Origin of the sequence: Lentzea guizhouensis (assembly GCF_001701025.1) — a bacterium.
Taxonomy (GTDB): Bacteria; Actinomycetota; Actinomycetes; order Mycobacteriales; family Pseudonocardiaceae; genus Lentzea; species Lentzea guizhouensis.
In genome coordinates this window covers 9458416-9470873 of the sequence record NZ_CP016793.1, presented here as the reverse complement: position 1 = coordinate 9470873, position 12458 = coordinate 9458416, and the positions used below count along the sequence as shown (strand labels likewise).

At 72.2% G+C, this 12458-nt stretch carries 11 protein-coding genes; 5 read left to right on the top strand and 6 right to left on the bottom strand.

Annotated features, from left to right (window positions below):
• Window positions 1–263 precede the first annotated feature (263 nt).
• On the bottom strand, window positions 264–1769 hold the full coding sequence (locus BBK82_RS55425; protein WP_237047935.1) for a PEP/pyruvate-binding domain-containing protein: 1506 nt from the start codon (window positions 1767–1769) through the stop codon (window positions 264–266).
• A 60-nt stretch (window positions 1770–1829) separates the two neighbouring features.
• Between BBK82_RS55425 and BBK82_RS44885 the strand changes: the two genes are divergently transcribed.
• Together BBK82_RS44885 and BBK82_RS44880 are read left to right on the top strand one after the other, a co-directional pair.
• Window positions 1830–2180, top strand: a complete 351-nt coding sequence (locus BBK82_RS44885) for a YciI family protein (protein WP_065920349.1) — start codon at window positions 1830–1832, stop codon at window positions 2178–2180.
• On the top strand, window positions 2177–3394 hold the full coding sequence (locus BBK82_RS44880; RefSeq protein ID WP_083268633.1) for an RNA polymerase sigma factor: 1218 nt from the start codon (window positions 2177–2179) through the stop codon (window positions 3392–3394). The genes BBK82_RS44885 and BBK82_RS44880 overlap by 4 nt, the downstream gene beginning before the upstream one ends.
• Here BBK82_RS44880 and BBK82_RS44875 read toward each other — a convergent pair.
• On the bottom strand, window positions 3302–3850 hold the full coding sequence (locus tag BBK82_RS44875; protein WP_065920348.1) for a copper resistance CopC family protein: 549 nt from the start codon (window positions 3848–3850) through the stop codon (window positions 3302–3304). The genes BBK82_RS44880 and BBK82_RS44875 overlap by 93 nt on opposite strands.
• A 773-nt stretch (window positions 3851–4623) precedes the next feature.
• Here BBK82_RS44875 and BBK82_RS44870 point away from each other — a divergent pair.
• Both BBK82_RS44870 and BBK82_RS44865 read left to right on the top strand, forming a co-directional pair.
• Window positions 4624–5034: an ATP-binding protein gene (locus BBK82_RS44870; RefSeq protein WP_170068077.1), complete on the top strand. Its 411-nt coding sequence runs from the start codon at window positions 4624–4626 to the stop codon at window positions 5032–5034.
• Between the two features lie 80 nt (window positions 5035–5114).
• Window positions 5115–5516, top strand: a complete 402-nt coding sequence (locus BBK82_RS44865) for an ATP-binding protein (protein WP_065920346.1) — start codon at window positions 5115–5117, stop codon at window positions 5514–5516.
• Window positions 5517–5523: 7 nt separating this feature from the next.
• Here the strand turns inward: BBK82_RS44865 and BBK82_RS44860 are convergent, their stop codons facing one another.
• From BBK82_RS44860 to BBK82_RS44845, 4 genes are read right to left on the bottom strand one after another with little or no spacing between them, the layout of a single operon-like run.
• On the bottom strand, window positions 5524–6204 hold the full coding sequence (locus tag BBK82_RS44860) for a GntR family transcriptional regulator (protein ID WP_065920345.1): 681 nt from the start codon (window positions 6202–6204) through the stop codon (window positions 5524–5526).
• A gap of 34 nt (window positions 6205–6238) precedes the next feature.
• Window positions 6239–6949, bottom strand: coding sequence for a tetratricopeptide repeat protein (locus BBK82_RS44855; RefSeq protein ID WP_065920344.1), 711 nt, complete (start codon window positions 6947–6949; stop codon window positions 6239–6241).
• Entirely contained in the window at window positions 6946–9750 is a 2805-nt protein-coding gene (locus BBK82_RS44850; RefSeq protein WP_065920343.1) for a BTAD domain-containing putative transcriptional regulator, read from the bottom strand. The genes BBK82_RS44855 and BBK82_RS44850 overlap by 4 nt, the downstream gene beginning before the upstream one ends.
• 36 nt (window positions 9751–9786) lie before the next feature.
• Window positions 9787–10899: an alpha/beta hydrolase family protein gene (locus tag BBK82_RS44845; protein ID WP_237047934.1), complete on the bottom strand. Its 1113-nt coding sequence runs from the start codon at window positions 10897–10899 to the stop codon at window positions 9787–9789.
• Between the two features lie 134 nt (window positions 10900–11033).
• On the opposite strand from BBK82_RS44845, the gene BBK82_RS44840 reads away from it, so the two are divergent.
• Window positions 11034–12413 carry an extracellular solute-binding protein gene (locus BBK82_RS44840; RefSeq protein ID WP_065920341.1) on the top strand — a complete coding sequence of 460 codons (1380 nt, stop codon included), beginning with the start codon at window positions 11034–11036 and terminating at the stop codon, window positions 12411–12413.
• Window positions 12414–12458: the final 45 nt, after the last annotated feature.

Here is a 12458-nt window from a genome sequence, read left to right as displayed (position 1 = left end):
GTTGCGCCGGAACCCGGTCCAGCACCGAAGTCTCACCGGCCAGCACGCGCAGCACGTCGTCGATCGGCAGGAAGAACAGCGAGTCGCCGGTCGAGGTGAGCTCACCCGCCCGCAGCACGAACGCGCGCATGACCCAGAACGCCCGCACCATCTCCGAGCGGGCCTGCTCCCGTGCCCGCGCGCCCGCCCCGATCCGGGTCAGCCGCGCGCGGGTCCGGCGGGCGAGCTTCGGGTGGGCGGCGGCGAACCGGGTCCACGCCTCGTCACGGGCCTTGGCCTGACGGGCCAGCAGCTCGGCCGGGTCGGCCAGCGCCGCGAGCTGCCGGGTGACCCACTCCGGGTCCTCCGCCGGGCGCGGTGCGGAGATCTCGAACTCCTCGGCGCAGCGGTGTCCCCACGTCCGCGCGAAGGTGCCGCGGTCGATCTCGCCCGACCGCAGCTTCGCGAGGCCCACCAGTGGTCCCAGGCTCGCGAGGCCTGAGTCGTCGTGGAACCCGGTGAGCAACGTGGCCGCGTCCTCCTCGCCGGCCAGCGCGACGAGCTCGCGCCGCACCGCCGCCGGGCCACTCGCGACCATCCGCGCACCGGCGTCGAGGACCGGGCAGACGACGCGCAGCAGCTGGTCGACGTCGTCGCGCCACAGCCTCAGCAACGCGGCCGGCGTGTCGCAGGCGGCGATCCCGGTGCGCGGCGGCACAGCGGGCCGGGTTGCCGCGGATGAGCCGGGGGAGCCTGGTGCGGTAGAGGAACTGCTGCTTGACCGGCCCGCCGGCGCCGCGCAGCACGGCGGCGACGATCGCGAGCCGGGACATCGGCAGCGGCGGCACGGTGACGCCGGCCGGGATGCGCCCGAACGTCTCCTCGCCCGAGCGGAGCATCTGCTCGGCCTTGCCGATCGCGGTGCCGACCGCGCTGTAGGTGCTGAGGTTGAGGTAGAAGCGGCCGCCGATGTTGCCGGAGATCGGGTGCGGTCCGATCCTCACGTTCGACAGCACCCGCACCAGCGACCACGTCACCGGTGTCATCACCTCGGGGACCGCCTCGCCGACGTTGCCGTTGGACCACAGGTAGTCGCCGTCGAGCGAGTCGTTCCACTCGACCCGCGCCGCCGTGATCGGGCGCGCCTGCAGGATCCAGAACCTCCCGCCGGCCAGCGCCCACTCGACGTCCACCGAGCGGCCGTGGAGCGCCTCGATGCGTTGCCCGAGCCCGGTCAGCTCGGCCTTCTGCGCGTCGGTGAGCAGGTCGGCCGAGTCCGCCTCACCGCTGACCAGGGCCTCGCCGAGACCTCGGGTGGCGTTGATCACCGGCTGCGCGCGCCCGGTGACCGGGTCCGCGGTGAACAGCACGCCGGACACGTCGGCGGGCACCATCCGTTGCACGACGACGGCCATCTCGGCCTCCGCGATGCCGTTGCGTTCGCGGTAGGCGACCGCGCGGTCGTTGCCGAGCGAGTCCCAGCACTGCCGGACCGCGTCGAGCAGGCCGTCCCCGGTGACGTTGAGCAGCGTGTCGTGCTGGCCCGCGAACGACAGGCCGGGCAGGTCCTCCGCCGTCGCCGACGACCGCACCGCGACGGGCCCGCCGAGGTCGTCGTAAGCCTCCTGCAGGCCCTGCGCGGACCGCTCCCGGTACGCGCGGGTCGTGAGGTGGAACCCCGGCGGCACCGGCAGCCCCGCCCGGACGAGCTCCGCGAGTGACGCGCCCTTGCCGCCGACGGCCGCCAGATCGGCTCGCGGGTCGTCGAGCGGGAGGATCAACGGGATCATGTGCCCATCGTTGTCGAAACGGGCCGGCCGCGTTCGTACAAAGGGCGAAAGGAGTCCACCATGACGCAGCAGTACCTGCTCAGCATCTACCAGCCGGACGGCGAGGCCCCGCCGCCCGAGGTGCTCGAGCCGATCATGCAGGACCTGGCCGCGCTGAACGAGGAGATGCAGGAGCGCGGCGTGTGGGTGTTCGCCGCCGGCCTGCACCCGCCGTCGACCGCGACCGTGCTGCAGGCGAAGGACGACGACGTGCTGCTCACCGACGGGCCGTTCGCCGAGGGCAAGGAGCACATCGGCGGGTTCACGGTCATCAGGGCGGCCGACCTGGACGAGGCCCTGGAGTGGGGCCGCCGGCTCGCGACCGTGCTGAGCCCGTTGTCGATCGAGGTCAGGCCGATCGCGTTCGGATGATCGACGAGGTGTTCCGCGCGGAGTACGGCCGCGCCGTGTCCGTCCTGACCCGCTTCCTCGGCGACATCGACCTCGCCGAGGAAGCGGTGCAGGACGCTTTCGCCACGGCCGCCGCGCGCTGGCCGGTCGACGGCGTTCCGCCCGCGCCGGCCGGCTGGATCATCACGACCGCCCGCAACCGCGCGATCGACCGGTTGCGCCGCGAGGCCAAGGGGCGCGAGAAGCAGGCATCGCTGGTGTTACAGGAACCCGAGGTGGAGGAGGTGGGTGCGGTGCCCGACGAGCGGTTGCGGCTCATCTTCACCTGCTGCCACCCGGCGCTGGGGCTGCCCGCGCAGGTCGCGCTGACGTTGAAGCTGCTCGGCGGCCTGTCGACCGCGGAGATCGCCAGGGCGTTCCTGGTGCCGGAACCGACGATGGCGCAACGGATCGTGCGCGCCAAGGGCAAGATCCGCGCCGCCCGCATCCCGTACCGCGTGCCCCGCGACGCCGACCTGCCCGCCCGCCTGACCGCCGTGCTCGCGGTGCTCTACCTGATCTTCAACGAGGGCTACCTGGGCCCCGCGTCCCTGGCCGGCGAGGCGATCCGGCTGGGCCGGGTGCTGGCCGCGCTGATGCCGGACGAACCGGAGGTGTGGGGCCTGCTGGCGTTGATGCTGCTGGTCGACTCCCGCCGCGACGCCAGGACGTCCGGCGACCGGCTGGTGCTGCTGGCCGACCAGGACCCTTCCGCGTGGGACGCCGCGATGGTCGCCGAGGGGCAGGACATCGTGCGCCGCTGCCTGCGCTGGAACCGGCCGGGCCGCTACCAGCTCCAGGCCGCGATCAACGCCGTGCACAGCGACCCGCCGACGGACTGGACGCAGGTGGTGGCCCTGTACGACCAGCTCATGGCCGTGGCGCCCAGTCCGGTCGTGGCGCTGCACCGCGCGGTGGCCGTCGCCGAGGTGTCCGGTGCCGCTGCGGCTCTGCGGCTGGTGGACGCGGTGGACCTGCCCCGCTACCACCTGTTCCACGCCGTCCGCGCCGACCTGCTCGGCCGCCTGGGCCAGGACCCGGTCCCGTCCCTGGAGGCGGCGTTGGCGCTCGCCACCCACCCGGCCGAGCGCGACCTGCTGCGCTCACGCCTCCTTGCGGCGACGGACCAGCAGGATCACCCCGACCAGCACGACCAGACCCAGCACGATCCACACCCAGGCAGGCACTCCACCTGACTGCTCGGTGGTGCTGGACGTGGGCGCACTCGACACCGGCGCCTCGGACGTGGCCGTCGTGGTCACGGGCACCGACGAGGTGACCGCCGGGACGTTCAACGTGAAGTTGATCGTCCCCCTGACCACGTCCCCGTCATCGGACAACGCCGCCCACGCAAGCGTGTGCGCCCCGGACTTCGCCGCCGCCGGGTCCACCGCCGCGGTGATGGTGCTCCCGACCGCGGCCGCCTGCGTGACCGGCCACTTGGCCCCGTCCGGTCCGGTGACGACGACCGCCTCACCCTCCGGCAGGCTCACGGCGGCGCTGAAGACGAGCTCGACCTGCTTGGGCGCGACGTCGAGCATGGCACCGGTGGCCGGGTTGCTGCTCTTCAGCTCGGCGTGGGCGGAGGCGGGAACGACGCCGCTCGTCGCGGCGAGCAGGGCCAGCACGAGCGCGATGAGGTAACGGATCACTCGCGCAGGGTAGTGGTCAGGGGGCGGCCAGCGGCACCCTCGGAGGTCGGCCGAGTGGGTGGCTCGCGAGGGCGGGCGCGCGGGGTCAGCGGTCGTGGGCACGTCGGCGGGCGAGGCGTGGCGGAGCGGCAGGGCAGGCGGGGCACGCGCGGCGAGGCGGGACGGGCGGGCACGCGGCGGAGCTGAGGTCGGCGGTCGCGGGCATGGGTCGCGGGGCATGGGCATGGGTCGCGGGGCATGCGGCGCGGGCGAGGCGTGGCGGAACGGCAGGCGGGCACGCGGCGAGGCGGGACAGGGCGGGCACGCGCGGCGGAGCGAGGTCGACGAGGAGGGGCAAGGCCCGGCGGGGCGAGGCAGACCGGGCTGGCGGGCAAGGCCGATGAGGGCGGGTGGCGTCGTGCGGCGGGCAGGCGAGGCAGGGCAGGCGAGGCGGGGCGGTGGGGCAGAGCCCGATGAGGGCGGCGGCGTGCGGCGGGGCCCGACCGTGTGGGGCAGCGGCGTGTGGCGGGGCGCGGCATGGCTGTCAGCTGGTCACCAGGGGCATACGCGCGTCGAACCATGCACCCGTTTCGCGAGTTCGTGCCGGTCGTCCGGTCAACCGCTCGCGCCGAAATCGGCGCAGCCCATTTCGGCGCGAGCGATTGGCCGGATGACCGGCTCCTCGACGAACGAGCCGCGCGAGCGGAGCGAGCGCCAATGAACACAGCGCCAATTAACACAGTTTGGTTCCCGATGTACTGGGTAACCCGCGCTCGAACTGATCAACGTGACCCTTGGGGAGCGGTTTGGCGCACGACCAGGCAGCACGAACGGGCGAGGAGTCGCATCTGCCGTTGGGCAGGCAGCGGCCTTCTCTGGCGACTGTTCGGCGCTGGGTGCGGCTGGAGCTCATGGGTGAGGACCAGAACTGCGTCGCCGACGTGTTGCTCGTGGTGAACGAGCTCGTCAGCAACGCGTACCGGTACACGTCGGAGCCGACGTTGCTGCGGGTGGTCCTCGCGCCGGGCAAGATCCGCGTGGAGATCGCCCACGACGCGCAGGCGCGGCCGCCGTTGCGCAAGGTCAGCCGGCCGCAGCGCGGGTACGGTCTGGTGCTGGTGGCCCGGTTGTCGGACCGGTGGGGTGTGGACAGAGCCCACGGCGGCACCGTTGTGTGGGCCGACCTGCCGAGGGAAGAGAAGTGAGTTCGGTTCGTGGGTTTTGATCGCCGCGACTTTGGGTACGGACTTGCTGCCTTGAAAAAACAGGGCGCGGGGAGAGGCTGATGGGTGTCATTGGACGGTCCAGCGAACATGTGGACCTCGTCCTGCCGGAGGGGATGTTGCCGCTCGCGGATGTGCGCGCGCAGGTACGTCGCCTTCTTCTGGGGATGCACGAGAACGTTGTGGTCGACGTGATGGTCGTGGCCACGGAGCTCGTCAGCAACGCCTACCACCACGCAGCGCCACCGCGTCGTGTGCGGGTTTTGTCCTTGCCTGAGCGTGAGGTCGTGCGTGTCGAGGTCGAGGACGGTACGCCCGGCCGGTTCCCGCAGCTGGGGCGGATGGGGTTCCTCGGACGGCGGCAGCGCGGGTTGTTGCTGGTCAACGGACTGGCGCAGGTGTGGGGGCACAACCGGTTCCCCGAGTTCAAGACGGTGTGGGCGGACATCTCGACGGTCCGCTGAGGAACACTCAAGCACTCGAACGGCGCACAGCGTGGTCTGTGCGTGGCACGTGCATCGTGAGTTGCGCACGGTCGCTGCGCAGCAAGACCCATGACCGTTCGACGGGCACACCACGCAGGTCGTAGGCCATCCATGCGACCGACAGCAACGGTGTCGCGGGTCGCACGCCCAGAAGACCGGCCACGCGCGGTGTGGCGAGAGCGGTCGTGCACCACGGGTGCAGGTCGCCGAACCGCACCCGGTACTGCTCGGCGAGGAACCGGCGCAACGGCACCCCGCGGTCGTAGCTCTCCGCGAACCCCGGGAACCGCGCGGCCCGCAGGTAGGCCGACCGCACCCCGATCGGCTCGTCGCCGCGGACCAGCAGCGCCTCGACGTTCACCACGTCCTGCCCGCCGACCGTCCGCACCACCACCGACTCACGGGGCGCGAGGTCGTTGACCAGCGTGTCCAGGCTCACCCGGTGCAGCTGCCGGCGTGGCGCGACCGCGGTGCCCTGCCGGCCGGTCCTGCGGATGAGCTTGCCCTCCAGCACCAGTTCGTCCAGCGCCTTGCGGACCGTCGTGCGCGACATCCCGAACAGCTCGGCCAGTTCGCGTTCCGGCGGGAACGGTGTGCCGTCCGGCAGCTCGGCCAGCAGGTCGAGCAGCTTGGTCTTGGCCTGGAAGTAGCGAGGGATGGCGGACACGTCCGAAAACTATTTGCGGCCGATAACTGGCGACTCACCGTGCGTCGAGCACGTCCGGCACTGAGCCGATCTCCTCGTACAGCCGCACGGCCGTGAGCCGGTCACCGGACAGGTGTGCGACTGCCGCGTCCCGCCACCGCGACCACGACACCCCGGCCAGGCTCTCCGGTCCGTGCCCGGTGGCCGCGAGCACGATCGGCAGACCGGCGCCGATCGGCCCGGTGATCTGCTCGCCCGGCAGCACGGTCAGCAGCTCGTCGACCCACGCGTCGGCGGGCAGGCCGTCGAGCAGCGCGATCCGCGCGGTCAGCACGAGCGGGTGCTGCAGCTCGCCGGGGTGCCCCTTGCGCCTGGCCAGCTCCAAGGCGCGGGCGACGTCGGCGCGGGCGCGGTCCAGGTCGCCGGTCAGCAACCCGATCCGGCCGCGGATGGCGTGGTGGTACGGCTCTCCTGGGGCCGCCGCGATCGACTCGTCGAGGTTCGCCAGCGCGCCGTCGTAGTCGCCTTCCCAGAACAGCTCGACGTACCGCGACGACTCCAGGCGCGCGAGCGTGTACTCGTCACCGTGCCGCAGCGCCGACACCCGTGCCTCGGCTCGCACGGCCCGTCGTGCGCGCGCGTCGCCCAGCATCGCGTACGCGGTGCCCATGTTGAACAGGCACAGGCTCGCGGAGACACCGGCGGCACGTCGTTCGGCCACGGCCTGCCGCATGTCCTCGACCCCCGCCGCGTCCCCCTTCTTCACCCGCGACAGGCCCAGCGTCTCCAGCGCGACCGCCCGGTCCGTGCCGGTCGCCCCGGCCAGCGCTCCCGCGCCGCCGTGACCGCCTGGTCGGTCCGGCCCGCCAACGTCAACGCGTGCGCGGCCTGTGCCAGCACGGCGAACACCCGCTCGTCGGGTTCGGCGACGGCGAGGAGCTCCAGTGTCCGGTCCAGGTGCCGCACCGCCTCCTGGTGCTCGCCCCGGTGCCGGTACGCCCGCCATGCCGCCCTGGACGCGTCCGCCGCTCCCGCGAAGTCCCGCGCGGCCACGTGCAGCTCCACCGCCTCGGCCAGCTCCTCCGTCCCGCCACCGCTCCAGGACAGGCTCGCGCCCAGCAACGTCAGCAACCCCGCCCGGTCGCCGTGGCCGGGCGGGCACACGGCGAGCGCCGCCTCGTAGCAACGGGACGCCGTGGCGCGTGCCGCGAGCGCCATCGCCTTGCGCCCTGTCTCGGTCAACGCCTCGCGCGCGTGCCGGCCGAGGATGTCGCACGGGTTCCCGGAGGCCTCTGCCAGCCAGACCGCCTCCTGGAAGTGGTGCGCCAGCAGGGGGACGTGCTCCAACGGCAGCGCCCGCAACCACTGCGCCACGTGGAAGTGCTTCATCGCCTTGGTCCCGCGCGGCACCCGGTCGTAGGCCACGTCGCGCACCAGCACGTGGCTGAACGCGTACTCCACCTCGCCAACGACGTTGCTGACCGGCCTGCGGTGCAGGAAGTCCCGCTGCCGCAACACTTCCAACGACCTCGCGACCTCGTCGACGTCCCGGTCGGCGACCGCGGCGACCGCTCCCGGCCAGACCGTGGCACCGAGGACGGCCGCGTCCTGCAGCACGACCTTCTCCAGCGGTGGCAACGAGTCCAGTCGCGCGCCGATCACCGTCTGCACCGTGTCCGGCAGCTCGTCGGTGACGCCGTCGCGCAGCATCCGCACGCACTCGCCGGCGAACAACGGGTTGCCGGCCGACCGCTGCAGCAGTGTCGGCAGGTCGGCCGCCACGTCGTGCCGGGTCATCAGCATCTTCAGCAGCAGCGCCGTGTCCTCTTCGGACAGTGCGGTGAGCGCGATGACCTCACCCCACGCCGGGCGGCGGGCCAGCAGCTCCGGCCGTGCCGTTACGAGCACCAGCAACGGCACGTCGTCGGCCGTGTCGGGAAGACCGTGCAGGAAGTCCAGCAGCAGGTCGTCCGCCCAGTGCGCGTCCTCGACGACCACCACGAGCGGGTCGGCCGCGAGCTGCTCGACCAGCCGGCGCCACGCCATCAGCACGTCGCTGCCCTGCGGACCGACACCGACCAGCGCGGACAGCTGCGCGACCAGCCACTGGTCGGTGCTGATCGCCGCGATCTTCGCGGCGGCCGTCGCCGCGGAGTCGGTGTCGAACACCTGCGCGTGCGAGCGCACGACCTCCGCGAGCGGCGCCAGCGGGTCGTTGTGGCTGAACGGTGGCGTGCGCCCGGTCAGCGTCCGGCGTCCGGCCGCGAACTCCCGCACCAGCCGCGACTTGCCCGCACCCGGCTCGCCCACCAGCGTCACCCGCCGCGGCCGCCGGGAGCGGGCGACCTCCTCGAACACGTCGCACAACCGCGCCAGCTCGGCCGACCTGCCGACGAACGGCGCCTCGTCCCCCGCGGGCGTCAACGTCCTGTCCGTCGTCGGGCACGTCCTGACCTCACCGGCGGCGGCCTGCGCGACGAGCTGGAGGCCCGCGTCGAGCAACGTCCCGCTGACCTCCAGCCGGTCGCCGGAGGTCACCAGCGCCGGACCGGTGCACACCGCCGCCGCGGCGGGATGCTCCGCCACGACCTCGAAAGCCGCGCGCACCGCCCGTGCCGCGTCGTCCTCGCGACTGGCCGGGGCACCGAACGTCGCGCACACCGTCGACCCGAGCGTCGTCACGACGACCCCGCCGAGTGCCTCGACCAGGGCGCGGACCGCGCCGACACCGGCCTCCAGCCGCTCGTCGGCCGCCTCGCCGGTGCCCAGCTCCAGCCGGGTGACGAGCACGCTGACCTTCTTGCGCTCCAACACCGTCGGCGTGGCGTGCGTGGTCAGGGCGAGCGCCGGGTCCTGGGTGAGGATGGCGTGTTCCAGCGCCACCAGCTCGCGGCCGGGGTCGATCCCGAGCTCGGCCGCGAGCCGTTCCCGCGCCTGCCGGAACACCGCGAGCGCGTCGGCCTGCCGTCCCGAGCGGTAGAGGGCGAGCATCAGCTGGCCCTGCACCCGTTCCCGCACGGGCTGGTCGCGCACCAGCACCTCCAGCTCCGCGACCACCTCGCGGTGCCGCCCGCAGGCGATCTCCGCGTCGAACCGGTCCTCCACGGCCGCCTCGCGCAGCTGCGCGACCTCCACCAGCGCGGGCCACGACACGCCGTCCGCCACGAGGTCCGCGAGCACCGGCCCGCGCCACAACGCCAGCGCGTCGCGCAGCAGGGTCGCGGCCTGCTGAGGCGTCGGAGCGGTGGCCGCACGGGCCAGCAACGCGCGGAACCGGTGCAGGTCAACACGATCCGGTTCCACGCGCAGCAGGTAGCCGGGCTTGCGGGTGACGAGGTCGAGCCCCGCCTTGCGCAACGCCGACACGACGTTCAACAGGATCCCGCGCGCCGTCGGAGGATGCCCGTCCGGCCACAACGCCTCGGTCAGCTCGCTGATCGACACCACCCGGCCGGCGTTGAGCAGCAGGAAGCCGAGCACGGCCCGGCGGGTGAACCCGCCCAGCGGCAGCTCCCTGCCGTGCACCCTGACCAGCAGTGGTCCGAGGACGTTGAACTCGACAGCCATTGGACCAGACCATACCGCCGCCGGCTGCGTCCGACGTCAGGGAACGAGCCGGATCCCGGGGTGGCGCGCACGGTCGAACAGCGTGGTGCCGCGGTGTTTGAGGTGCAGGTCGAAGAACGCGGCCACGTAGTCGTGCTGCGCCTTCACCGAGCTCCGCGGGGTGATCGTGCCGATCAGCTCCACCCTCCGCTCCGGCGTGACCTCGTCGATCTGCGGGACGGCCCACTGCAGGTCGCTGAACCCCAGGTGCGCGCCGTCGTCGAGGTGCACGTCCCGCTTCCAGCCGCGCTGGTTGGGCCAGAAGTCGGCCCACGACCTGGTGAGGCTCGTGTCGACGTGCGAGAGCTCGCGTTCACCGAGATCGCCGCCGAAGAGCAGGAACGGCCGGTCGACGCCCTTCGTGACGATCTCGCCGGGCGCGTAAGGCCCTTCGCCGCTGTGCTCCATGGCGCCGTCGATGTTGATGCCCGCGTCGAACCGGCGGTCGTGCACCATCGTCTCGCCGGCCGTGTACCCGCCGTAGGAATGCCCGGCGATGCCGACGCGCGTGACGTCGGCGCCCTTGTGCAGCCGGGGAAGTTGGCCGAGCACGAACCGCATGTCCGCGACCCGCGCGTCGATGGCCTTCTTCATCGTCTCCGGCCGCGCGTCCTGGACCTCGCTCGGCACCAGCCGTCCGCCGGGGAACTCGACGACCAGCGACTCGTAGGTGTGCGAGACCGTCACGACGACGTACCCGCGGCTGGCCAGGTCGTCCGCCGCGCCCGCGTGGAACTCGCGCGGCGACTGCAGGCCGGGGGAGAAGAGCACGGTGGGGAAGCGGCCCGGGAGGGCGGGTGCGTTCGTGCGGGCCTGGCGTCGCGTCCCGGTCCAGTCGACGGTCCCCGCCGGGATGTCGAGGAACGCGGGGCTGGAGATGATCGGGTCGGTGGCCGCGGCGAAGGCAGGCGTCAGGAACGGTGCCTCCTCGCCCTTCGCGCGGGCCGGGTAGGTGACCGTGACCATGAGCTCCCGGCGCTGGTCCGGGTGCCACGGGTCGGCACGTGTGTCGGTGAGGTGGGCGTTGAACGTACCCACCGGGAACGGGCCGGTGACCTGCGGTGTCACCAGGGTGGAGGCGGCGAGGACGGCCGCCAGCAGCAGTTGCATTGTTGATCTACCCCCTTCAAGCGGGAGCCTTCCAGTGGCGCGCTGAGAGAGTGCTGAGAGCTTGTGGCGGGCGTGATCCAGTGCCATGTTGATGAGTGACGTACCAGCGGAGTTTCGCGGCGGGGGGTCACAGGATGCGGACAAAGGCGTTCGGGTTGCTGGCGGTGTGCGCGCTTCTGACGGGGTGTCTCGGCGGGACACAGGAAACGGACCAGGGGCGCAACGCCGACGCCAAGGAGATCACCCTGACGATCGTCGCCAACGCGGCGCTGGGCGGGAAGAACGCGCGCGGCGCGAACTGGCTGCAGAACTGGGTGGTCCCGAAGTTCACCGAGCTGCAGAAGGCCAAGGGCGTCACGGCGACCATCGAGTTCGAGCAGAACGGCGCCGGCGACGAGGACTTCAAGACCAAGGTGGCGCTCGACCTCAAGACCGGCGGTGGCGGCGACATCATCGAGATCGACGGCATCTGGCTCGGTGAGCTCGCGCAGGCCGGGCAGGTCAAGCCGCTCGACGAGGTGGTCGGCACCGGCACGAACTGGGACGGCTGGAACCAGATCCCCCAGGCCGTGCAGGCGCTCGGCGAGTTCGACGGCAAGCGGTACGGGGTGCCGATGGGCACCGACGGGCGGGTGTTGTTCTTCAACAAGAAGCTGTTCGCGCAGGCCGGGTTGCCGGCGGACTGGCAGCCTCGCTCGTGGCAGGACGTGCTGGACGCGGGGACGCGGTTGAAGGCGTTGCCCGGTGTCACGCCGATCCAGCTCAACGCCGGCACCGCGATGGGCGAGGCCACGACGATGCAGGGCGTGCTGCCCGCGCTGGCCGGCACCGGCAGGCCGATCCACGAGAACGGCAAGTGGCAGGGCGATTCGTCGAACGTCAAGGACGTTCTCGGGCTGTACCAGCGGATCTACGGTGGTGGGCTGGGCGATCCGGTGCTGCAGCAGGAGGCCAAGGGCCGCGACCGGTCGTTCACGCTGTTCAGCGAGAACAGGATCGGGATCCTGCTGGAGAGCGACTACTTCTGGCGTTCGGTGGTGGAGCCGAAGAACGGCGTCGCGAAGATGGCCGACCGGGACAGCGCGGTCGGGTGGGCGCTGGTGCCCGCCCGGCAAGCGGGCGCGGGGGTCGGCGGGCAGGACTTCGTCAGCATGTCCGGCGGTGGCGTGCGGGTGATCAACCCGAACACCAAGTACCCGCGGCAGGCCTGGGAGCTCATGCAGTTCCTCAACTCCGCCGAGGCCGTCAAGGAGTCGCTGGCCGGGACCGCGCAGCTGACCCAGCGGCAGGACGTCAACGACGAGGTGCTCAAGGGCGACCCGGTGCTCAGCTTCGTCGCCGAGAAGGTCCTGCCGATCACCCGGTACCGCCCCGGTCTCGCCGACTACCCGAAGGTGTCGGCGGCGCTGCAGCAGGCGACCGCGGACGTGGTGTCCGGCAAGAGCCCGGACGACGCGGCCAAGGCGTACCGCGAGGCGTTGGTGAAGGCCGTCGGCGAGGACAACGTTGGCTGATGGCGTCTGCAAGTACTACCAACTCGTGAGTTGGTAGTACTTGCA